Annotated in this window: 19 protein-coding genes; 12 read left to right on the top strand and 7 right to left on the bottom strand. The window is 61.4% G+C overall.

All coding sequences use genetic code 11. The features are described 5' to 3' along the window. Positions 1 to 44: 44 nt before the first annotated feature. Positions 45 to 1469 (bottom strand): aminotransferase-like domain-containing protein, encoded by a 1425-nt coding sequence (locus tag TU75_RS09170; RefSeq protein WP_032869684.1) that lies wholly within the window; start codon positions 1467 to 1469, stop codon positions 45 to 47. Between the two features lie 109 nt (positions 1470 to 1578). Between TU75_RS09170 and TU75_RS09165 the strand changes: the two genes are divergently transcribed. From TU75_RS09165 to TU75_RS09145, 5 genes are read left to right on the top strand one after another with little or no spacing between them, the layout of a single operon-like run. Further along, positions 1579 to 2523: a DMT family transporter gene (locus TU75_RS09165; protein ID WP_003230305.1), complete on the top strand. Its 945-nt coding sequence runs from the start codon at positions 1579 to 1581 to the stop codon at positions 2521 to 2523. Between the two features lie 26 nt (positions 2524 to 2549). Next, positions 2550 to 4412 carry a molybdopterin-synthase adenylyltransferase MoeB gene (gene moeB, locus TU75_RS09160; protein WP_060548745.1) on the top strand — a complete coding sequence of 621 codons (1863 nt, stop codon included), beginning with the start codon at positions 2550 to 2552 and terminating at the stop codon, positions 4410 to 4412. Positions 4413 to 4427: 15 nt separating this feature from the next. After that, the gene (locus tag TU75_RS09155) at positions 4428 to 5342 is read left to right on the top strand and encodes a PLP-dependent cysteine synthase family protein (RefSeq protein WP_003230301.1); all 915 of its coding nucleotides are present in this window, start codon (positions 4428 to 4430) and stop codon (positions 5340 to 5342) included. Positions 5343 to 5379: 37 nt separating this feature from the next. Beyond that, positions 5380 to 6372: a serine O-acetyltransferase gene (locus tag TU75_RS09150; protein ID WP_060548744.1), complete on the top strand. Its 993-nt coding sequence runs from the start codon at positions 5380 to 5382 to the stop codon at positions 6370 to 6372. A 2-nt stretch (positions 6373 to 6374) separates the two neighbouring features. Next, the gene (locus tag TU75_RS09145; protein WP_060548743.1) at positions 6375 to 7103 is read left to right on the top strand and encodes an alanyl-tRNA editing protein; all 729 of its coding nucleotides are present in this window, start codon (positions 6375 to 6377) and stop codon (positions 7101 to 7103) included. Positions 7104 to 7168: 65 nt separating this feature from the next. Here the strand turns inward: TU75_RS09145 and TU75_RS09140 are convergent, their stop codons facing one another. The 6 genes from TU75_RS09140 to TU75_RS09115 form a co-directional block, all read right to left on the bottom strand. Continuing rightward, positions 7169 to 8032, bottom strand: coding sequence for a coiled-coil domain-containing protein (locus tag TU75_RS09140; RefSeq protein WP_231981920.1), 864 nt, complete (start codon positions 8030 to 8032; stop codon positions 7169 to 7171). 197 nt (positions 8033 to 8229) lie between these two features. After that, positions 8230 to 9420: a 2-methylaconitate cis-trans isomerase PrpF gene (gene prpF, locus TU75_RS09135; RefSeq protein WP_060548742.1), complete on the bottom strand. Its 1191-nt coding sequence runs from the start codon at positions 9418 to 9420 to the stop codon at positions 8230 to 8232. A gap of 11 nt (positions 9421 to 9431) precedes the next feature. Then, positions 9432 to 12026 (bottom strand): Fe/S-dependent 2-methylisocitrate dehydratase AcnD, encoded by a 2595-nt coding sequence (gene acnD, locus TU75_RS09130; protein WP_015372686.1) that lies wholly within the window; start codon positions 12024 to 12026, stop codon positions 9432 to 9434. Positions 12027 to 12165: 139 nt separating this feature from the next. Then, positions 12166 to 13293, bottom strand: a complete 1128-nt coding sequence (gene prpC, locus TU75_RS09125; protein ID WP_060548741.1) for a bifunctional 2-methylcitrate synthase/citrate synthase — start codon at positions 13291 to 13293, stop codon at positions 12166 to 12168. Positions 13294 to 13336: 43 nt separating this feature from the next. Next, positions 13337 to 14230, bottom strand: coding sequence for a methylisocitrate lyase (prpB, locus tag TU75_RS09120; protein WP_003230289.1), 894 nt, complete (start codon positions 14228 to 14230; stop codon positions 13337 to 13339). Further along, positions 14227 to 14940, bottom strand: coding sequence for a GntR family transcriptional regulator (locus TU75_RS09115; protein WP_003230287.1), 714 nt, complete (start codon positions 14938 to 14940; stop codon positions 14227 to 14229). The genes prpB and TU75_RS09115 overlap by 4 nt, the downstream gene beginning before the upstream one ends. Positions 14941 to 15211: 271 nt before the next feature. Between TU75_RS09115 and rloA the strand changes: the two genes are divergently transcribed. From rloA to TU75_RS09080, 7 genes are all read left to right on the top strand, one after another. Then, positions 15212 to 15748: a retropepsin-like aspartic peptidase RloA gene (gene rloA / locus TU75_RS09110; RefSeq protein WP_003230286.1), complete on the top strand. Its 537-nt coding sequence runs from the start codon at positions 15212 to 15214 to the stop codon at positions 15746 to 15748. Positions 15749 to 15753: 5 nt separating this feature from the next. After that, on the top strand, positions 15754 to 17286 hold the full coding sequence (gene rloB / locus TU75_RS09105) for an osmotic stress tolerance membrane protein RloB (RefSeq protein ID WP_060548740.1): 1533 nt from the start codon (positions 15754 to 15756) through the stop codon (positions 17284 to 17286). Next, on the top strand, positions 17286 to 18272 hold the full coding sequence (locus TU75_RS09100) for an alpha-L-glutamate ligase-like protein (protein WP_060548739.1): 987 nt from the start codon (positions 17286 to 17288) through the stop codon (positions 18270 to 18272). The genes rloB and TU75_RS09100 overlap by 1 nt, the downstream gene beginning before the upstream one ends. Positions 18273 to 18373: 101 nt before the next feature. Next, entirely contained in the window at positions 18374 to 19717 is a 1344-nt protein-coding gene (pabB, locus tag TU75_RS09095; RefSeq protein ID WP_015372689.1) for an aminodeoxychorismate synthase component I, read from the top strand. Between the two features lie 225 nt (positions 19718 to 19942). Next, complete coding sequence (locus TU75_RS09090; protein WP_060548738.1) at positions 19943 to 20245, top strand: type II toxin-antitoxin system HigB family toxin; 303 nt, start codon at positions 19943 to 19945, stop codon at positions 20243 to 20245. Next, positions 20245 to 20601 carry a helix-turn-helix domain-containing protein gene (locus tag TU75_RS09085; RefSeq protein WP_003230279.1) on the top strand — a complete coding sequence of 119 codons (357 nt, stop codon included), beginning with the start codon at positions 20245 to 20247 and terminating at the stop codon, positions 20599 to 20601. The genes TU75_RS09090 and TU75_RS09085 overlap by 1 nt, the downstream gene beginning before the upstream one ends. 147 nt (positions 20602 to 20748) lie before the next feature. Beyond that, positions 20749 to 21483: a phosphoadenylyl-sulfate reductase gene (locus tag TU75_RS09080; RefSeq protein WP_003230278.1), complete on the top strand. Its 735-nt coding sequence runs from the start codon at positions 20749 to 20751 to the stop codon at positions 21481 to 21483. The last annotated feature ends 21 nt before the right edge of the window (positions 21484 to 21504 follow it).

Genomic DNA, 21504 nt, shown 5'->3' with positions numbered 1-21504 from the left:
TGTGGGAGGGGGCTTGTGCCCTCCCACAAAAAGCCTGATCAGCCTTACAGATGGAACCTTCCCCCACCCTGCCCCAACGCCGTTGCCAACGCATCGAACCCCGCCCGCAACAACTGATCATCCCCCGACGTGTTGCAGATACTCGCGCGAATAAACTGCGGCACCGCCGTCTGCCCGACGGCAAAGGCTTCTGCGGTGGCGATCAGATAATTGTTCTGCTTGAGTTCGGCTTCGATCTCCGACGCGCGCCAGGGCTCCGGCACTTCGATCCAGAAGTGCGGGCTGTTGAGGTGGGTGCGGTAAGCCAGGCCCGCCAGCAAATCCTGCACCAGCGCCTTGCGCCGGCTGATCTCGCTGATCTGCTGGCGCAACAGGTACTCCGCCGTGCCGTTTTCGATCCACTGGGTGGCCAGTTCCAGGGTCACTGGCGTGGCCATCCAGCAGGTGGAGCGCAAGGCGGCGGAAATGCGGCTGACCAGCGCGGGCGGCGCATGCACATAGCCCACGCGCAGCCCGGCTGACACCGCCTTGCTCAGGCTGCTGATCAAAATCGTACGCTCGGGCGCGAAATAGCTGAGGGGCGGCGGCCGGTCCTCCACCAGAACGCCGTGGGCCTCATCCTCAAAAATCAACAAATTGTGTTCACGGCAGACTTTGGACAGCGCCTCACGGCGCGCCACCGACAACACCGCCGTCGTAGGATTCTGAATAGTAGGTGTGCAGTACAACGCAGAAATTCGGTGATTACGACAGACTTCATCCAGCGCACCCGGCAGCACACCCTCTTCATCCATCTCCAGGCCGATAAGGCGGATACCGAGCATGCGTGCCGCGGTGATCAATCCCGGATAAGTCAGTTGCTCGGTGACCACCGTATCGCCAGCCCGCAGCAGAGCCATCATGGCGCAGAGCAAGCCATGCTGACCGCCATTGACACAGATGACCTGCTCGGGAATCGGATGAAAATCGCGCTGTACCAGCCACTGCGCACCGGCTTCGCGGTAGCGCGGCAGGCCTGCGTCAGGGGTGTAGGCGCTGATTTCCTGGAGAAACTTGGCGTTGGTCGACAGGGTCTGGAAGCTCTGCGCCAGGAACACCGTCTCCTGCCCGGGGATATGCATGTTTCGGCTCATGTCGAAGTACTGGCGCGGCTCCTCGCTGACATTGCGAAAACCTTCATCGCGCTGGCGCTCCATTCCGCGCTTGCGCACGAAGGTGCCATCGCCGACCCGCGCCACTACCAGCCCCAGGCGCTCCAGCTCACCGTAGGCGCGGCTGATGGTGCCAATGGTGACGCCCAGATTGTCCGAAAGCACCCGATGGGGCGGCAGTTTTCGTCCCGGTTCAATCAGGCCTTCAAGGATGCCGCGCTCCATGACATCGGACAGGCGCTTGTACTTGACGCCCTGACCGTTGGACAACCCCTCACGCATAATTGACACCATGTCAATATTTGTTTTGACAGTCATCTTTCGCCCTAATAGTGTGCTTTTACGGGTTCAATCGCCGATTTTTACTGCTTGTTACACGCTCAATATAGAGTTCAATGTCGGCTCAGGGAAGCAATAAACGATGCCAATGTCCGCAGTTCTCGAAAACACCGCCAAAACAAAAACGCCCAAACAGTGGCTGCCTGGCCTGATAACCAGCGTGATGTTTCTTATCGTGTGCCTGAGCTGGGGCACCACTTGGCTGGGCATCAAGATTGCGGTGGAAAGCGTGCCACCGCTCACATCGGCCGGCCTGCGGTTTCTGATCGCGTTCCCGCTGTTCCTGTGTTTTGCCAGGGTGCGCCGCGAGCCAATCCTGTTTCCCCGGGAAAGCCGCTGGTTTTTCGTATTCGTGACGCTGTCCTACTTCAGCGTTCCGTATTACTTGCTCAACTACGGCGAGATGCATGTCTCGTCGGGCCTCACCGCCCTGCTGTTCAGCTGCATGCCGGTGTTCATCCTGATTTTTTCCGCGCTGTTCTTGCGTGAACGCATCTACTTTTCCCAGGTGGTCGGGATCGGTATCGGTTTCGGCAGTCTCTACATGATCATCCGCAGCCAGGGCCTGCACCTGGATCACGCCGAGTTCTTCGGCGTGCTGGCGATCCTCACCGCCGCGATCATGCATGCGTTGTGTTATGTGATTACCAAGCAAAAAGGCAGCGCCATCAGCGTGATCACTTACAACACCCTGCCCATCGGGATTGCCGGCCTGATGCTGTTCGTGGCCGGTCTGTGGTTTGAAACGCCGACGTTCGAAGACATTACCCTGCGCTCCTGGAGCGCGCTGTTCTACCTGGGGCTGGTGGCGTCGGTGGGCGGCTTCATCGTGTACTTCATGCTGCTCAAGCGCCTGAGTCCGATCATTCTGTCGTTTGTGTTCATCATCTTCCCGGTGTTCGCGGTGATCATCGGCGCGTGGTATGAGGGCGTGGCGCTGTCCCGTGACCTGATGCTCTACTCGGCGATCCTGCTGGCCGGTTTTGCGATCACCAAGTTGCCCATCGAAAAACTCCTGGCCAAGAAAAATTGAGCCTTCCACCACGACGCGAGAGCAACATGGATGTCCTTCGTCCCACCGCCCTGGAACAGATCTACGCCCACGCCGACCGCTGCTACCCCGAAGAGTGCTGCGGTTTCGTTTTCGCCGATGGCAGCGTGTACCCGGGCAGCAATATCCAGAACGAACTGCACCGCAAAAACCCCGACAGGTACCCACGCAGCGCGGCCAACGGCTACACCTTTGCCGTGGCCGACACCCTGCTGCTGAACAAGGCGTTGCGCAGCGACAACCCGGTGGTGGTGATCTACCACTCGCACCCGGATGTCGGCGCCTATTTCAGCGATGAAGACCAGGACAAGGCGCTGTTCATGGGCGAACCGATCCACCCGGTCAGTTACCTCGTGGTCGATGTCCGCCAGGGCCAATCCCTGGGCTCCAAACTGTTTGCCTGGGATGGCAAGCATTTCGCACTCACCCCTTTCAACGACTTGCATGCGGAGCTGTCCATGAACGCTGTCTCTTTCCCCGACATTCTGGTTCGCGTGGCCAAGTTGCCGGAGTCGACCCTCGAAAGCGCCGGATCGACATTGCGCGAGGTCATGGAAAACCTGTGTAGCCGCTACCCGCAGTTGCGCGCGCACCTGTTTCACGAGAAGAACAACCAGCTCAAGGAACACTTTCTGTTCACCGCTGAAGAAGCCTTGATCGACGCCGACGAGCCACTGCCGGAAAAAGCCCGGATCGAGGTGCTGCTCGCCACGTCCGGCGGCATGGACGTCGACACGCTGAGCAATGAAGAAGTGCAACGCTACGTGCGGCACATCACCCTGCCCGGCGTCGGTCGCGAGGGTCAGTTGAAGCTCAAGAAGGCCAGGGTGCTGATCATTGGCACCGGTGGCCTGGGCTCGCCCATCAGCCTGTACCTGGCCGCCGCCGGTATCGGCACCCTGGGCCTGGTGGATTTCGATGTGGTGGAAAGCAGCAACCTGCAACGCCAGATCGTTCATGGCAACAGCAGCCTGGGCCTGCCCAAGGTCGAGTCCGCCAAACGACGCCTGCAGGACCTCAACAGCCATATCCGGATCAACACCCACGACACCGCTTTCAACGCCGATAACGCCCTTGAGCTGGTCGACGCCTACGACCTGGTGATCGACGGCACCGACAATTTCGATACGCGCTACCAGGTCAACGATGCCTGCGTACAGCTGGGCAAACCGCTGGTGTACGGCGCCATCTATCGCTTCGACGGCCAGATCAGCGTGTTCAACCACCAGGGCGGGCCGTGCTATCGCTGCCTTTTTCCCAGCCCACCGCCAGCCGAACTTGCGCCCAACTGCAGCGCTGGCGGGGTGATCGGCGTGCTGCCGGGGGTGGTGGGGATGATCCAGGCCACCGAGGCGATCAAGCTGCTGATCGGCATTGGCGAGCCGTTGTCCGGGCGCCTGATGCGCTTCGATGCCCTGGCGATGAAATTCACTGAAGTGCGCTTCAAGCGCCGCGCCGATTGCCCGTGCTGCTCAGCGCAGCGCCGCAGCCACACCATTGCCCCGGCAGTCTGTGCCGACGCCGTGGCGCCCCAGCCGTCCCTGGCCGAAGAGCGCTACATCAAGCCGCGCACCCTCAAGCAAGTGCTGGAACACCCGAGCAGCGCCGATGTGCTGGTGGATGTGCGCGATGCCAGCGAGCTGGAGGTGTGCAAACTACCGGGCGTGGTGCACATCCCTCTCGACGAACTGGATTCGCAGCTCGGTCGCCTGAGCCGCGACAACACTCATTACCTGATCTGCTACGCCGGCACGCGCGCCGAGCAGGCGGCGAGTACCCTGCTGGCGGCCGGTTTTGCCAACACCAAGGTGCTGCAGGGCGGCATGAAACACTGGGTGCGCGACGTCGAACCCGACATGCCGTTGTATTGAGCGGGGGGCAGAGCGATGTTGCATAACTCGATTATCGACGCCATCGGCCACACGCCGACCGTGCGCCTGGCGCAGTTTTCCGAAGACCTCGGCATCGAGGTCTACGCCAAGCTCGAATCCCTCAACCCCGGCGGCAGCCACAAGGCGCGCATTGCCCTGGGCATGATTCTCGACGCCGAACGCCGTGGCGTGCTCATCCGTGATTCCGGGCAAACCCTGATCGAACCCAGCGGCGGCAATACCGGCATCGGCCTGGTAATGGCCGCCAATGTGCTGGGCTACAAAGTGGTGTTGGTGATCCCCGACAACTACAGTCCGGAAAAACAGAAACTGCTGCGCCTCTACGGCGCCAAAGTGGTGTTGTCGGACAGCCGCCTGGGCAACAACTCCCACGGCGAGAAATGCATGGAGTTGCAGCTGGAAAACCCGAGCTACGTGATGCTCAACCAGCAACGCAACGGTGCCAACCCGCAGACCCACCGCGACACCACCGCGCCGGAGATCCTGCGCGATTTCGGTGAGCTGCGTGCGGACTATTTCGTCAGCGGCATCGGCACCGGGGGCCATATCACGGGCATCGGCGAAACCCTCAAGGCCGCGTGGCCGGGCCTGCGCGTGATGGGCGTGGAGCCCGAAGAATGCGACCTGCTCAACGACCGGCATGCGCCGCACGACATTCAGGGCCTGTCGATCGGGCTGATCCCAAGCATTCTCAACCTGGACGTGATCGACGGCATGCTCAAGGTCTCGCACCGGGCGTGCGTCGACATGATCAAACGTATCATGCGCACCGACGCCATCAGCCTGGGCCTGTCCTCGGCCGCCAACATGGTCGCCATCGCCCAACTTGCCCCCGAACTGCCGCCTGAAACGGTGGTACTGACCATGGTCTACGACAATGCCGACAGCTACCTGCCAAACTTCGAGTAACCGGCCTTCCAACTATCCAGACTGCGGAGGTGGCTCCATGGGGGGCTTTATCGACATGCAACTGCTGCACGATGAGCTGCTCACGCACCTCATCAAGACGCTCACGCCCGCGCAGATGAAGCAGCTCGAAGCGCACCTGGCGCCATTGATCCAGGACGCGGCGCAGGCGGTGGCCGAAGACCTGATCGCCTACGCCAGTCGCGACCCGGCTTCACGCGGGCGCGGCGAGTTGATCCTGGAGTCCTACGCCTCGTTCAAGGCGGTGTTGTACTACCGGCTCGCGCACCGTGTGTGGAATTTTCCGGACCAGGCCAACGGGGCGTTTGCGCACATCGCCTCGCACCTGAGCAACCAGGGCAAGATGCTGTCCGGCGCCGACATTCACCCGGCGGCGCGCATTGGGCGGCGATTTGTGCTCGACCACGGCTACGGCACGGTGATCGGCGAAACCTGCGAAATCGGCAACGACTGCTACATCCTCTGCGGCGTGACACTCGGCGCGCGTGGCATTGCCAACAACCCCGACGGCAAGCGCCACCCGCGCCTGGGCAATAACGTCGAGATCGGCTCCGGCGCACGGGTGCTGGGCTACGTGCTGATTGGCGACAACGTGTTTATCAGCCCGTCCTGCGTGATCACCCAGGACGTGCCGGCGGGCACCAAGGTCAAGGTGGTCAACCAGATCCAGATGCAGAAGAACGATGCGTCGGAGCACAGTACCTACCTCGGCGCATTCGCTTTGGAGGAGCGCCTGCATGTGGTCGGTGAAATCACCGCCGGACACAAGGTCACGGTGCTGGACGCCGATTTTCATCCCCTGCCCGGGCTGATGTTGGAGCCCACAATGAAGGAGCGCCACCACCTGCAATTTCGCCTGCATCGCACCGAACCGAACTACCCGCTGCCACGCCTGCCGCTGAACCTGAAAGTCTGTGGGCCGGAGTTTGAAATCACCCTGCTGTCGCCGCCGGGCTTGAGTGCGATGGTGCGCTCGGTGTTGCAGGCCAGCCCATCGATCGTCGGAGGTTGAACATGTCCGTGAACACCCTGGAAACCCTGGCGCTGTTCGACAGCGCGCCCTACCAGAACACGTTCAGCGCCCGGGTCACTGCCGTTGGTGAACAGGGTATCGCCCTGGAGCACACGTTGTTCTATCCCACTGGCGGCGGGCAACCGGGCGACACCGGCCACCTCATCCTGGCCGATGGCTCGCGTGTCGAGGTGATCGGCACCGTGCGCGACCCGGTATCGCGCGCGATCATCTGGCACCAGGTGCAACAATGCCCTGAGCAGTTGGTCGCAGGCGTGCAGGTGAACGCTGAAATTGATTGGGACCGGCGCTACCGGCACATGAAGATGCACACCTGCCTGCACCTGCTGTGCTCGATCATCGATGCGCCGGTGACCGGCTGCAGCATCAGCGCCGACAAGGGCCGCCTGGACTTCGACCTGCCGGAAATGACTCTGGACAAGGACAGCATCACCCGCGACCTGAACGCGCTGATCGAACAGGCCCACGAAGTAAAAAACCTGTCGATGCCGGCATCGGAGTACGCCACGCTGCTGCAGATCACCCGTACCCAGGCGGTGGCACCGCCAGTGATTCAGGGCTCGGTGCGGGTGATCGACATCGCCGGCGTCGATATCCAGCCGTGCGGCGGCACCCATGTGGCCAACACCAAGGAAATCGGCCAGGTGTTCTGCGAGAAGATCGAAAAGAAGAGCAAGCACAACCGTAGGGTCATACTGCGGTTTGAATGAACCTCGGTGCTGACGCGATTAAATGCACGGGGCAGCCCCTGCATTTAATCGCAACGTGCTGAAGCCTATTTCTTTTGTTGACTGACCTGCTGACTCAAGCTGTCAACTTTCTGCTGAAGTTGGGCAATGAATTGCTCGTAAGCCTCTGCCGATTTATCAAGGTGGGTGTTGAGCTGCTCGTTTTCTCTCATCAACTCTTCAATGGTGCGGGTGGCAGACGCTGCTGGCTGGGTGGCCGGAGTCGTTTCTTCGCTTTTCCTGGCGGCAGGTGCTTGAGGCTGCAGGCCGTCCGACTCAATGGTCTTGGCGTCATCCGCCGGCAGGGTCGGAGTATCGTTGGCGGAGCCACCCGCTCCGCTGATCCTTTGGAACAAACCATCAATTTGTTGATTCAGCTCTTTCAGCAGCCCCGCGAGCCTCCTGAGTGCCTCATTGACATGCTGGTAAAATTGATCGTTTTGGCTGCTCAGTGCTTCAAGATCGGACGTCTGCGCAGGGTTCTGCCTCTCGACTGTGGCATGCCTGACTTGGCCGCCGTTATCAAAAGGGGTTTCTTGAGTGGCTTCTTTCGGGCGTTCAAGTTGCCGGGTCAGGTCGGCGATTCGCTGCTGAAGTCCTTTTATCATCGACTCAAACTTGGCGATCAATGCGTTGAACTTCTCATTGAGTGCTTGATTTTGTCGGGTCAGTTGCGCCAGTTGGCCGGTTTCAGCGCCTTTCATTTGCCCGTGGTTGACCAGTGCAGTGTGACTCGAAAAGTTACCGCGCTGTTGGGCTGTCATGACGTTACGGGGCGGCGTCGGGTCCTGAGTGGCAGCCGAATATTCATTGTCATCCGCGCTGTGCTCATGACGGACGGGGGCCGGATTGGGCGACATGTCGTAACCAGGGGTATAAGGCGTTTGTGGCTGAGTATTTATGCGGGTCATAGGTACTTCCAGGATTCAGGTAGGGGGTTCACAAAGCCTGCTGGAGCAAGCCTCATGGCTACCTGATTGGGTGTTTATCTGGAAGAAGTTCCACCTGTTCAGGCGTCGTAAGTAGCAACCTGTTTCGAGTAAAAAACAGGTTGCCAGATGCCGGAACTGTTAGCTCGCCACGGCGGTTCTCGGGACGGTGCAGGGTGTTAGAACGCATCGCCAGGGACGCGTACGAAGCCCTCCATCAGCACCCGCGCACTGCGGCTCATGATGGCTTTTTTGACCACCCATTCACCGTTCTCCTGAGTGGCCTCGGCGCCCACGCGCAGGGTGCCGGAGGGATGCCCGAAGCGCACCGCGCTACGCTCCACGCCGCCTGCCGCCAGGTTGACCAGGGTCCCGGGAATCGCCGCTGCGGTGCCAATCGCCACCGCCGCCGTGCCCATCATGGCGTGGTGCAGCTTGCCCATGGACAGCGCGCGCACCAGCAGGTCCACGTCAGCGGCCTTGATCGACTTGCCGCTGGAGGCCACGTAGTCCGAAGGCCTGGCCACGAACGCCACTTTCGGCGTGTGCTGGCGCTGGGCGGCCTCGTCCAGGTGGCTGATCAGGCCCATGCGCAGCGCGCCGTGAGCGCGCACGATTTCGAACATCGCCAGGGCCTTGGGGTCGCCGTTGATCGCGCCCTGAAGTTCGGTGCCGGTATAGCCGAGGTCTGCGGCGTTGATAAAAATCGTCGGGATACCGGCGTTGATCAACGTCGCCTTGAAGGTCCCAACGCCGGGCACTTGCAGCTCGTCGACGAGGTTGCCGGTGGGGAACATCGCACCACCACCGCCCTCCTCTTCCGCCGCCGGATCGATGAATTCCAGCTGCACTTCGGCGGCCGGGAACGTCACGCCGTCCAGTTCGAAGTCGCCGGTTTCCTGCACCGCACCGTCGGTGATCGGCACGTGGGCAATGATGGTTTTGCCGATATTGGCCTGCCACACGCGCACCACGGCCACACCGTTGTGCGGCACGCGCTCGGCATCGACCAGCCCGGCGCTGATGGCAAACGCACCGACCGCCGCCGACAGGTTGCCGCAGTTGCCGCTCCAGTCGACGAAGGGCTTGTCGATGGCGACCTGGCCGAACAGGTAATCCACGTCATGCTCGACGCGGCTGCTGCGGGACAGGATTACGGTTTTGCTGGTGCTGGAGGTCGCGCCGCCCATGCCGTCGATCTGCTTGTCATAGGGGTCGGGGCTGCCGATCACCCGCAACAACAGGGCATCGCGCGCCGCGCCGGGCACCTGCGCCGCGGCGGGCAGGTCCTGGAGGCTGAAAAACACCCCCTTGCTGGTGCCGCCACGCATGTAGGTGGCGGGGATTCTGATTTGCGCTGCATGTGCCATGGTTAGCCCCCTCAAGCGGTCGCCGTCGATGCCAGGAAGTCCTGGGCAAAACGCTGCAACACGCCGCCCGCCTCGTAGATCGATACTTCTTCGGCGGTGTCCAGACGGCAGGTCACCGGCACATCGACACGTTCGCCATTTTTACGATTGATCACCAGGGTCAACTGCGCACCCGGAGTGCGCGCGCCGAGCACGTCATAGGTTTCACTGCCGTCGATCTGCAGGGTGTGACGGTCGGTGCCCGGCAGAAACTCCAGCGGCAGCACGCCCATGCCCACCAGGTTGGTACGGTGGATGCGTTCGAAGCCTTCGGCGGCAATCGCTTCCACCCCGGCCAGGCGCACGCCCTTGGCCGCCCAGTCGCGGGACGAGCCCTGGCCATAGTCAGCGCCTGCAATGATGATCAGTGGCTGCTTGCGCTGCATGTAGGTTTCGATGGCTTCCCACATGCGCGTGACCTGGCCTTCGGGTTCGACGCGCGCCAGTGAGCCCTGCTTGACCTTGCCGTTTTCCACCACCATTTCGTTGAACAGCTTCGGGTTGGCGAAGGTGGCGCGCTGGGCGGTCAAATGGTCGCCCCGGTGGGTCGCGTAGGAGTTGAAGTCGACTTCCGGCAGGCCCATTTTCGCCAGGTATTCGCCAGCGGCGCTGTCGAGCATGATGGCGTTGGACGGCGACAGGTGATCGGTGGTGATGTTGTCGGGCAGCACCGCCAGCGGGCGCATGCCCTTGAGCGGCCGCGCCCCGGCCAGCGCGCCTTCCCAATACGGCGGGCGGCGAATATAGGTGCTTTGCGGGCGCCAGTCATAAAGGGGCGCCACCTTGGGGCCGGTGTCTTCGTGAATCGCGAACATCGGGATGTACACCGCGCGGAACTGCTCCGGTTTGACCGAAGCCTCGACCACCGCGTCGATCTCTTCATCGCTTGGCCAGAGGTCCTGCAAGCGGATTTCATTGCCCTGGGCGTCGAGCCCGAGCACATCCTTTTCGATGTCGAAGCGGATGGTGCCGGCAATCGCGTAGGCCACCACCAGCGGCGGCGAAGCCAGGAATGCTTGCCTGGCGTACGGGTGAATCCGCCCGTCGAAGTTGCGGTTGCCCGACAACACGGCGGTGGCATACAGGTCGCGGTCGATGATTTCCTGCTGGATCAGCGGGTCCAGCGCGCCGGACATGCCATTGCAGGTGGTGCAGGCAAAAGCCACCACGCCAAAGCCGAGCTTTTCCAGCTCGTCAGCCAGGCCGGCTTCTTCCAGGTACATGGCCACGGTTTTCGAGCCCGGTGCCAGGGACGACTTGACCCACGGCTTGCGCGTCAACCCCAGCCGGTTGGCGTTGCGCGCCAAGAGGCCGGCGGCGATCACGTTGCGCGGGTTGCTGGTGTTGGTGCAGCTGGTGATGGCGGCGATGATCACCGCGCCGTCAGGCATCTGCCCTGGCACTTCGTCCCATTGGCCGCTGATGCCTTTGGAGGCCAGGTCACGGGTGGCAACACGGGCGTGAGGATTGCTCGGCCCGGCCATGTTGCGCACCACGCTGGACAGATCGAACGTAAGGCCGCGCTCGTAGTGCGCGCCCTTCAGGTCATCGGCCCACAGGCCGGTGTGGCGGGCGTACTGCTCGACCAGGGCGACCTGTTCGTCTTCACGGCCGGTGAGTTTGAGGTAGGTGATGGTCTGCTGGTCGATGTAGAACATCGCCGCCGTGGCGCCGTATTCCGGGGCCATATTGGAGATGGTCGCGCGGTCGCCCAGGGTGAGGTTCGCAGCGCCTTCGCCGAAGAACTCCAGCCATGCACCGACCACTTTTTGCTTGCGCAGGAACTCGGTCAGCGCCAGCACCATGTCGGTGGCGGTGATGCCCGGCAGCAACTTGCCGGTCAGCTCGACGCCGATGATTTCCGGCAGGCGCATCCACGACGCGCGGCCCAGCATCACGCTTTCGGCTTCCAGACCGCCGACGCCGATGGCGATAACGCCCAGCGCGTCCACATGCGGAGTGTGGCTGTCGGTGCCGACGCAGGTATCCGGGAAGGCCACACCGTCGCGCACCTGGATCACCGGGGACATTTTCTCCAGGTTGATCTGGTGCATGATGCCGTTGCCCGGCGGGATCACGTCGACGTTCTTGAAGGCTTTTTTGCTCCACTCGATAAAGTGGAAGCGGTCTTCGTTGCGGCGGTCTTCGATGGCGCGGTTTTTCTCGAACGCGTCCGGGTCGGCACCGCCGGCTTCGACGGCCAGGGAGTGATCGACGATCAACTGCGTCGGCACCACCGGGTTGACCTGCGCCGGGTCGCCACCTTGCAGGGCGATGGCGTCACGCAGCCCGGCGAGGTCGACCAGCGCGGTCTGGCCGAGGATGTCGTGGCACACCACGCGGGCCGGAAACCATGGAAAGTCGAGGTCGCGCTTGCGCTCGATCAGTTGGCTCAGGGACGCGTTGAGGGTGGCCGGGTCGCAGCGGCGCACCAGGTTTTCGGCGAGCACGCGGGAGGTGTAGGGCAAGCTGGCGTAGGCGCCGGGGGTAATGGCTTCGACGGCCGCGCGGGTGTCGAAGTAATCCAGACGGCTGCCGGGGAGCGGTTTGCGAAATTCAGTGTTCATCGTCAGGACTCGGTCACGGTAGTTGCAAAAGGAAGAACCGCTGCTGATTCAAGGTGGAATACGATCAAAATGTGGGAGCGGGCTTGCTCGCTCCCACCTTTTTAAACCGTTTTCACCCCGAGATCAGCGGTTTCTCCACTCAGCGACGTTCGATTGGCACGAACTTGCGCTGCTCGACGCCGATGTACTCGGCGCTTGGACGGATGATGCGGTTATTGGCACGCTGCTCAAACACGTGCGCGGCCCAGCCGGTAAGGCGCGAGCAGACAAAGATCGGCGTGAACAGCTTGGTCGGGATGCCCATGAAGTGGTACGCCGAGGCATGGTAGAAGTCGGCGTTGGGGAACAGTTTTTTCTGGTCCCACATGGTTTTGTCGATGGCCTCCGAGACCGGGAACAACACCTTGTCGCCTACTTCGTCGGCGAGTTTTTTCGCCCAGCCCTTGATCACTTCATTGCGCGGGTCGCTGTCTTTGTAGATCGCGTGGCCAAACCCCATGATCTTGTCCTTGCGCGCCAGCATGCCGAGGGTGCCCTCCACCGCTTCTTCGGCCGAGCCGAAACGCTCGATCATTTCCATCGCCGCTTCGTTAGCGCCTCCATGCAGCGGGCCGCGCAGTGAGCCGATGGCCGCGGTGACGCAGGAATACAGGTCGGACAAGGTCGAGGCACACACCCGTGCGGTGAAGGTGGAGGCGTTGAATTCGTGTTCGGCGTAGAGGATCAGCGACACGTTCATCACTTTGACGTGCAGGTCGCTGGGTTTCTTGCCATGCAACAGGTGCAGGAAATGGCCGCCGATGCTCGGCTCGTCAGTAGCGCAGTCGATGCGCTGGCCTTCGTGGCTAAAGCGATACCAGTAGCACATGATCGCCGGGAAGGCGGCGAGCAGGCGGTCGGTGACATCGTGCTGCGCGCTGAAGTCCTTTTCCGGCTCGATATTGCCGAGGAACGAGCAGCCGGTGCGCATCACGTCCATCGGGTGGGCGTCGGCGGGGATGCGTTCGAGTACTTCCTTCAAGGCTTGCGGCAGGTCGCGCAGCTTGCTCAGTTTTTTGCTGTAGTCAGCCAATTCGGTTTTGGTTGGCAGTTCGCCGTACAACAGCAGGTAGGCCACTTCTTCAAACTGCGCGTCGGCGGCCAGTTCACGTACGTCGTAGCCACGGTAGGTAAGACCGGCGCCGGCCTGGCCCACGGTGGACAGCGCGGTCTGCCCGGCCACCTGGCCACGCAGGCCGGCGCCACTCAACACTTTTGCTTCAGCCATGTTCGTTCTCCAATTTTTGTCGTTATTCAGGGCGGCGCGTTCGTTACTTTTTCGCGGCGAACAGCGCGTCGAGCTTCTGCTCGAAGGTGTGGTAGTCGATACGATCATAGAGCTCCATGCGGGTCTGCATGGTGTCGATCACGTTCTGTTGGGTGCCGTCGCGACGGATCGCGGTGTAGACATTCTCGGCGGCCTTGTTCATGGCGCGGAAGGCCGAGAGCGGGTACAGCACGATGGAAACATCGGCAGATTTCAACTGTTCGGTGGTGTAGAGCGGGGTCGAACCGAACTCTGTGATATTGGCCAGGATCGGCGCTTTTACCCGCGAGGCGAACAGCTTGTACATCTCCAGTTCGGTGATGGCTTCGGGGAACACCATGTCGGCGCCGGCCTCGATGCACGCGGCGGCGCGCTCCAGGGCGGACTCCAATCCCTCGACGGCCAGCGCGTCGGTGCGCGCCATGATCACGAAGCTGTCATCGGTGCGCGCGTCCACGGCGGCCTTGATGCGGTCGACCATTTCCTGTTGGGACACGATTTCCTTGTTGGGACGGTGACCGCAGCGCTTGGCGCCGACCTGATCCTCAATGTGGATGGCGGCGGCGCCGAACTTGATCATGGACTTGACGGTGCGCGCCACGTTGAACGCCGAGGAGCCGAAACCGGTGTCCACGTCCACCAGCAGCGGCAGGTCGCACACGTCGGTGATGCGACGCACGTCGGTGAGCACGTCGTCCAGGCCAGTGATCCCCAGGTCCGGCACGCCCAGGGAGCCGGCGGCGACGCCGCCGCCCGACAGGTAGATCGCCTTGAAGCCGGCGCGCTTGGCCAGCAGGGCGTGGTTGGCGTTGATCGCGCCGACCACCTGCAAAGGGTGCTCGCTGGCGACGGCGTCACGGAAACGCTGGCCCGGCGTACTTTTAGTGTTGGAACTCATGACTCACCTCGTGATTGGGCGGCACCGTCGGGGAAGTGACGGGCAATGTTGCGTTTGGAAGCGCCGATATGGCGGCGCATCAGCAGTTCGGCCAGTTCACCGTCGCGCTCGGCAATCGCGTCAAGAATGCGGTGATGTTCGGCAAAGGCCTGGCGTGGGCGATTGGGCGTGGCGGAAAACTGGATGCGGTACATGCGCACCAGTTGATACAGCTCGCCGCAGAGCATTTGGGTCAGGGTGCGGTTACCGGCGCCTTGAATTATCCGGTAATGAAAATCGAAGTCGCCTTCCTGCTGGTAGTAACCCAGGCCAGCTTGAAAAGCTTCGTCGCGCTCATGGGTGTGCAGCACCTCGCGCAGTTCTTCGATCTCGACGTCGGTCATGCGCTCGGCGGCGAGGCGACAGGCCATGCCTTCGAGGGATTCACGGATTTCGTAGAGCTCGACCAGCTCGGCGTGGCTCAAGGACACCACTCTCGCGCCGACGTGAGGCACCCGCACCAGCAGGCGCTGGCCTTCGAGACGGTGGATCGCTTCACGCAACGGCCCGCGACTGATGCCATAGGTGCGCGCCAGCTCCGGCTCGGAGATCTTGCTGCCGGGGGCGATCTCGCCCTTGACGATGGCGGCCTGGATACGGCGGAACACGTTCTCGGACATGGTCTGGGAATCGTCTTGGGCCGGCACCGTGGCTTGCAGCTGATCCAGCATATTGTCGACACCTTTAAAAGCAATGTCGCAAAAACTAGCCAATCAACCCCACTTAGTCAAAGAATAAATCCACATTGTCGACAATCGTCTAATAACCTCCGGCGCGCTCTGGCAGGACATGGCCGCCTGCCAGCGCTGGCGTCGAAAAAGCATCATGTTAGAATGCCCGCCGCTTTTGCCTGACATCACTGGATGAAATGGCGCACGAGGGAGTTTGCGCAGCAATGCCAGTCGCCTTGAATCGAACATCGCATTGCACGCCTCAGGATCTATGAGACTCAAGCCCTTCCTTTTATTGATGTGCCTGCTGGCCGCACCGGGCCTTGGCGTCGCTGCCGAGAAAACCGTGTATGGCCTCAACGAATACGCACAATTGGCCGGCATCGACCTTGAAGTCGCCGCCAAACTGGACACTGGTGCCAAGACCGCCTCCCTCAGCGCCCGCGATATCAAGCGTTTCAAACGCAACGGCGAATCCTGGGTGCGCTTTTACCTGGCCATCGACACCGCCCATTCCCACCCCATCGAACGGCCTCTGGCTCGCGTCAGCAAAATCAAGCGCCGGGCCGGTGACTACGACCCGGATGAAGACAAGAACTACACCGCCCGTCCGGTGATTGCCCTGAATATCTGCATGGGCAGCGCTTTGCGCAGCATAGAAGTGAACTTGACTGACCGAAGTGCCTTCCAATACCCGCTGTTGATCGGCTCCGAAGCGCTTAAACGCTTTGATGCGCTGGTCGACCCCAGTCTTAAATACGCAGCGGGCAAGCCTGCCTGCGCCGCCGACGCTCATACCGCCGAGTAAACCGAATGCGCTCTTTGACCCTGCACCTGAAAATCCTCATCGCCATCCTGGTGGTGCTGGGTATTTCGGTCACCTGCTACCAGATCTTCGTGCTGGGCATTCCTGTTACCGAGGATGCCACCGACGATCTGTGGAACATCGACGCCAAGGTCGAGTTTGTCGCCAATCCGAAAGACCCGGTGAAGATCCAGATGTTCGTGCCGCCCCTGAGCCGCGACTTCGTGAGCCTTAACGAGAGCTTCATCTCGAACAACTACGGGGTCAGCGTCAACCGCACCGATGGCAACCGCAAGGTCACCTGGTCGGCACGCCGCGCCAAGGGCAACCAGACGCTGTATTACCGCCTGGTGCTGACCAAGCGCTACAGCGGCGAAAAGATCAAGGTCAAGGGTCCGACCTTCCGCGACAGCATTGCCGTGGAAGGCCCGGAAAAAATCGCTGCCGAAGCCCTGCTGGCGCCGATCCGCCAGCACTCGGCGGACGTCGAGACCTTCATCACCGAGGCGATCAAGCGCACCAACAACCTCAGCGACGACAACGTGAAGCTGCTGCTGGCGGGCGACCCGTCCACGGCGCACAAAGCCAAGATCGTCGAGCTGCTGCTGTCCATCGCCCATGTGCCGGTGGAAAAGGTCCACACCATTCGCCTGGTCGCCGACCAGCCGCAAAGCCCGGAACTGTGGCTGCGCAGCTTCAACGGCAGCGACTGGCTGTATTTCAATCCGGAAACCGGCGAACAGGGCCTGCCCGCCGACCGCCTGTTGTGGTGGACCGGCGATGAGAACCTGATCACCGTGGACGGCGGCAAGAAAGCCTTGGTGACCTTCAGCCTGAACAACAGCGAGATGAACGCGATCCGCCTGGCCAAGCTGACGGACGAGAACACCGACGCCAACTTCCTCGAATACTCGCTGTACGGCCTGCCGCTGCAGACGCAGCAGACATTCATGATCATGGTGATGATCCCGATTGGCGTGCTGGTGATCCTGATCCTGCGCAACCTGATCGGCCTGCAGACCCTGGGCACTTTCACGCCAGTGCTGATTGCCCTGGCGTTCCGCGAGACGCAGTTGGGCTTCGGGATTGTGCTGTTCACGATTATCACGGCGCTGGGGCTGTCGTTGCGTTCTTACCTGGAGCACCTGAAGCTGCAGATGCTGCCAAGGCTGTCGGTGGTGCTGACCTTCGTGGTGGTGCTGATTGCGGCCATCAGTCTGTTCAGCCACAAACTGGGGTTGGAGCGCGGGCTGTCGGTGGCGCTGTTCCCGATGGTGATCCTGACCATGACCATCGAACGCCTGTCGATCACCTGGGAAGAACGCGGCGCCAACCACGCACTGAAAGTGGCGATCGGCACGCTGTTCGCGGCGTCGCTGGCGCACATCATCATGAGCGTGCCGGAGTTGATCTACTTCGTGTTCACCTTCCCGGCGATCCTGTTGATCCTGGTGGGCTTCATGCTGGCCATGGGTCGTTATCGCGGCTACCGCCTGACCGAGCTGGTGCGTTTCAAAGCTTTCCTGAAGGCTGACCAGTAATGTTCGGTTTCTGGAAGACCTGGAAGGCCCTCGAAGCGCGCGGGATCATGGGCATCAACCGGCGTAACGCCGACTACGTGCTCAAGTACAACAAGCGCAGCCTTTATCCGTTGGTGGATGACAAGATCATCACCAAGGAGCGCGCGCTGGCCGCCGGCCTGCACGTGCCGCAAATGTACGGGGTGATTTCCACCGAAAAAGGCATCGACAAGCTCGACGAGATCATCGGCGGGCGCAGTGACTTCGTGATCAAACCGGCCCAGGGCGCCGGCGGTGACGGCATCCTGGTGGTGGCGGACCGTTTTGAGGGGCGCTATCGCACGGTGTCGGGCAAGATCATCAGCCATGAAGAAATCGAACACCAGATATCCAGCATCCTGACCGGCCTGTATTCCCTGGGCGGGCACCGCGACCGCGCGCTGATCGAATACCGTGTGGTGCCCGACCAGATCTTCAAGAGCATCAGCTACGAAGGCGTGCCAGACATCCGCATCATCGTGCTGATGGGCTACCCGGTCATGGCCATGCTGCGGCTGCCGACCCGTCAGTCCGGCGGCAAGGCCAACCTGCACCAGGGCGCGATCGGCGTTGGCGTGGACCTGGCCACCGGCCTGACCCTGCGCGGCACCTGGCTGAACAGCATCATCACCAAGCACCCGGACACCACCAACGCCGTGGACGGCGTGCAGTTGCCCAACTGGGACGGCTTCATGAAGCTGGCAGCCGGCTGCTATGAGTTGTGCGGGCTGGGCTATATCGGCGTGGACATGGTGCTGGACCAGGAGAAAGGCCCGCTGATTCTGGAGCTGAATGCGCGGCCGGGGTTGAACATTCAGATCGCCAACGACTGCGGCTTGACCCTGCGCACCCATGCCGTGGAAGCGCGTCTGGAAACCCTGAAAGCCGCTGGCGTGACGGAAACGCCGGAGGAGCGAGTGAGGTTTGCGCAGGAAATGTTCGGGCATATTGCAGCTTTCGCCGGTTGAAAGCTGCAAGCTGTGAGCGTCAAGAAAGAGCAACTGCGTTTTAACTTTCAGCTTTAAGCTAGCAACTTGTAGCTTTTAGCTGCCGTCAAGGCTCCCCCCGCATGTCGACCTGCTCCGTCCACCCGTTGCCTTACCAGGCAAACCCCGCCCAGTATTTTGCGGCGATCCGCCATGCCCCCGGCGCGGTGCTGCTGGACAGCGGCCGGCCTACAGCCGAGCGCGGGCGGTATGACCTGCTGAGCGCCTGGCCGCAGGCCACTCTGACGGTAGCGCCGGACGAAAGCGGCAGCGATTTTCTGCAACGCTTGCGCAAAAGCCTGACCCAGTTAGGTGAAGCAAATGTGCCCGCCGGCTACGAATTACCGTTTGCCGGCGGCCTGATCGGTTATCTGAGCTACGACTTCGGTCGCCATCTGGAGCAGATGCCGCAGCTGGCTGCGGACGACCTCCACCTGCCGGACGCACGCCTTGGCCTGTATGCCTGGGCGCTGGTCAGTGATCACTTGGTGCAGACCAGCCAGCTGGTGTTTCACCCAGCCCTGCCAGAGAGCGAACGGCAACGGCTAATTGACGTATTCAATCAGCCGGTCGCGGCCTCAAAGGCCAGTTTCAAGCTCCGTGGTCCCATGGCACCGGACCTGAGTGCCGAGGCTTATCGCGATGCCATCGCGCGTATCCACGACTATATCCAGGCCGGTGACTGCTACCAGGTCAACTTCGCGCAACGCTTTCGCGCGCCCTGCCTTGGCGATCCGTGGGCGGCCTACTGCGCCCTGCGCGAGGCTTGCCCAACGCCATTTTCCGGCTTCCAGAGCCTGCCCGATCATGGCGCGGTGCTGAGCCTGTCGCCAGAACGCTTTGTCAAAATCAGCCGGCGCCAGGTCGAAACCCGGCCGATCAAAGGCACCCGACCGCGCGGCCTCACGCCAGAGGAAGATGCGGCCAACGCCGCCGAACTGCTGGCCAGCCCCAAGGATCGCGCCGAGAACCTGATGATTGTCGACCTGCTGCGCAACGACTTGGGCCGCAGTTGCCGCACCGGTTCGGTCAAAGTGCCGGAACTGTTCAGCCTGGAAAGCTACCCCAACGTGCACCATCTGGTGAGCAGCGTGACCGCTGAGCTGGCAAGCGACAAGGACGCACTCGACCTGATCGCCGGCAGCTTCCCCGGCGGCTCCATCACTGGCGCACCGAAGATCCGCGCCATGCAGATCATCGACGAGCTGGAACCCACCCGACGCGGCTTGTACTGCGGCTCGCTGGTGTACCTGGACGTACGTGGCGAGATGGACAGCTCGATCGCCATCCGCAGCCTGCTGGTCAAGGATGATCAGGTGTGCTGCTGGGGCGGCGGCGGGATTGTGGCGGATTCGCAGTGGGAGGCGGAGTATCAGGAGTCGATGACGAAGGTACGGGTTTTGTTACAGACGCTGGAAAGCCTGTAGTCCCCCCGGCACTCCGGCCTCTGACCTCACGAAGCGCAAGGCACGAAAAAACCTGAATCAGTACGTTTGTGGACGGCCCGCCAGCACGCCTATAGCGTCGGCGGCTACTGCCTATGCGCCGTCTGTGAAGGATCACATAGGCGATTGCCTACTCGTCAGAATTTGTTTCCGGAGTTGCATCCCGTTCTGCCCACGCCTAATCTCCCAAATCGGGAGGTCTGCACGATGCGAATAATCGCGCTATCGACCTTTCGACGGTTCTGGGAAAGCCACCCAAACCATGCCGACGCGAGAACGCCGTTGGTCGAACTGTATCGGTACATGGAGAACGCCACCTACCCGACGCCACAGGCGCTGAAGGCAAGGCTCAGAAAAGCGAGCATTCTCAAGGCTGGCAGGGTCGTCTTCAACGTAGGCGGCAACAAATATCGAGTCATCATGGCCATCGATTATCAACGCCAGCTTGGGTTCATACGCTTTTTAGGCACTCATGCGCAATACGATCAAATAAACGCGGAGACCGTGTGATGAACATTAAACCCATTCATACCCCTGAAGACCTGACCGCCGCGCTCGCGCGAGTGGAGCAGCTATGGGGAGCGCAGATCGGCTCACCCGAGGGCGACGAACTGGAAATTCTCGCCGTGCTCATCGAAAAATACGAAGCGGAACATTTTCCCATGCCTGCGTCGGATCCAGTGGAAGCGATCAAATTTCGCATGGAGCAAATGGGCCTGACAGCCCGCGACCTGGAGCCATTTATCGGGACCAGTGGGCGGGTCTCGGAAGTTTTGAATCATAAGCGCAAGTTGAGCCTGGCCATGATCAAGCGTCTGCACGATGGCTTGAGCATTCCTTATGAGCGGCTGCTGGCAGGCGTTTGAGCAGAACAGGTCATCAGAGCCGCCGAATACCGGCAGCCAGTTGGCGGACCCGATGGCTCAAGCGCAGCCCCGCAACCCCGGGCTGATTTTGATACCATCGCTCCCCTATAGAGCGCTCAGCGCCACTGACCTGTAGGAACCGTCCTGATGAACCAAGCCTTCGACGTCGTTGAACTCGCCACGACCTATGCCAACAAGTCTGCCCAGGACATTCTCAAGCTGGCTTTCAGCCAGTTTGGTGATGACCTGTGGATTTCCTTCAGCGGTGCCGAAGACGTGGTGCTGGTGGACATGGCCTGGAAGCTGAACAAGAACGTCAAGGTGTTCAGCCTCGACACCGGCCGCCTGCACCCGGAGACCTACCGGTTTATCGAGCAGGTACGCGATTTCTACAAGATCGACATCGAACTGATCTCGCCGGACCAGAGCAAGCTGGAACCCTTCGTCAAGGAAAAGGGCCTGTTCAGCTTCTACCGGGACGGCCACGGCGAGTGCTGCGGCATACGCAAGATCGAACCGCTGCGCCGCAAGCTGTCCGGCGTCAGCGCCTGGGCCACCGGCCAGCGCCGCGACCAGAGCCCCGGCACGCGCAGCCAGGTCGCGGTGCTGGAAATCGACACGGCCTTTTCCACACCTGAGCGCACCCTGTACAAATTCAACCCGCTGGCGCAGATGACCAGCGAAGAAATCTGGGGCTATATCCGCATGCTGGAGTTGCCGTACAACAGCCTGCATGAGCGCGGGTTTATCAGCATTGGCTGCGAGCCGTGCACGCGCCCGGTGTTGCCGAATCAGCATGAGCGCGAAGGTCGCTGGTGGTGGGAAGAGGCAACGCAGAAGGAATGCGGGCTGCATGCCGGGAATATCATCAGCAAGGCTTGAGGCGACGTCTGTCACTCGTCA

Origin of the sequence: Pseudomonas poae (assembly GCF_001439785.1) — a bacterium.
Lineage (GTDB): Bacteria > Pseudomonadota > Gammaproteobacteria > Pseudomonadales > Pseudomonadaceae > Aquipseudomonas > Aquipseudomonas poae.
Note: the sequence above shows the minus strand (reverse complement) of the source record. Positions and strands in the feature narration are given on the sequence as shown.

Excerpts from the sequence above, each read along its gene's own strand:
- pabB (WP_015372689.1), top strand. The coding sequence starts at position 18,374 with ATGTCGACCTGCTCCGTCCACCCGTTGCCTTACCAGGCAAACCCCGCC.
- prpC (WP_060548741.1), bottom strand. The coding sequence starts at position 13,293 with ATGGCTGAAGCAAAAGTGTTGAGTGGCGCCGGCCTGCGTGGCCAGGTG.
- TU75_RS09145 (WP_060548743.1), top strand. The coding sequence starts at position 6,375 with ATGTCCGTGAACACCCTGGAAACCCTGGCGCTGTTCGACAGCGCGCCC.
- TU75_RS09080 (WP_003230278.1), top strand. The coding sequence starts at position 20,749 with ATGAACCAAGCCTTCGACGTCGTTGAACTCGCCACGACCTATGCCAAC.
- rloA (WP_003230286.1), top strand. The coding sequence starts at position 15,212 with ATGAGACTCAAGCCCTTCCTTTTATTGATGTGCCTGCTGGCCGCACCG.
- moeB (WP_060548745.1), top strand. The coding sequence starts at position 2,550 with ATGGATGTCCTTCGTCCCACCGCCCTGGAACAGATCTACGCCCACGCC.
- TU75_RS09090 (WP_060548738.1), top strand. The coding sequence starts at position 19,943 with ATGCGAATAATCGCGCTATCGACCTTTCGACGGTTCTGGGAAAGCCAC.
- TU75_RS09150 (WP_060548744.1), top strand. The coding sequence starts at position 5,380 with ATGGGGGGCTTTATCGACATGCAACTGCTGCACGATGAGCTGCTCACG.
- TU75_RS09170 (WP_032869684.1), bottom strand. The coding sequence starts at position 1,469 with ATGACTGTCAAAACAAATATTGACATGGTGTCAATTATGCGTGAGGGG.
- TU75_RS09140 (WP_231981920.1), bottom strand. The coding sequence starts at position 8,032 with ATGACCCGCATAAATACTCAGCCACAAACGCCTTATACCCCTGGTTAC.
- TU75_RS09100 (WP_060548739.1), top strand. The coding sequence starts at position 17,286 with ATGTTCGGTTTCTGGAAGACCTGGAAGGCCCTCGAAGCGCGCGGGATC.
- acnD (WP_015372686.1), bottom strand. The coding sequence starts at position 12,026 with ATGAACACTGAATTTCGCAAACCGCTCCCCGGCAGCCGTCTGGATTAC.
- TU75_RS09085 (WP_003230279.1), top strand. The coding sequence starts at position 20,245 with ATGAACATTAAACCCATTCATACCCCTGAAGACCTGACCGCCGCGCTC.
- TU75_RS09155 (WP_003230301.1), top strand. The coding sequence starts at position 4,428 with ATGTTGCATAACTCGATTATCGACGCCATCGGCCACACGCCGACCGTG.
- prpB (WP_003230289.1), bottom strand. The coding sequence starts at position 14,230 with ATGAGTTCCAACACTAAAAGTACGCCGGGCCAGCGTTTCCGTGACGCC.
- TU75_RS09115 (WP_003230287.1), bottom strand. The coding sequence starts at position 14,940 with ATGCTGGATCAGCTGCAAGCCACGGTGCCGGCCCAAGACGATTCCCAG.
- TU75_RS09165 (WP_003230305.1), top strand. The coding sequence starts at position 1,579 with ATGTCCGCAGTTCTCGAAAACACCGCCAAAACAAAAACGCCCAAACAG.
- rloB (WP_060548740.1), top strand. The coding sequence starts at position 15,754 with ATGCGCTCTTTGACCCTGCACCTGAAAATCCTCATCGCCATCCTGGTG.
- prpF (WP_060548742.1), bottom strand. The coding sequence starts at position 9,420 with ATGGCACATGCAGCGCAAATCAGAATCCCCGCCACCTACATGCGTGGC.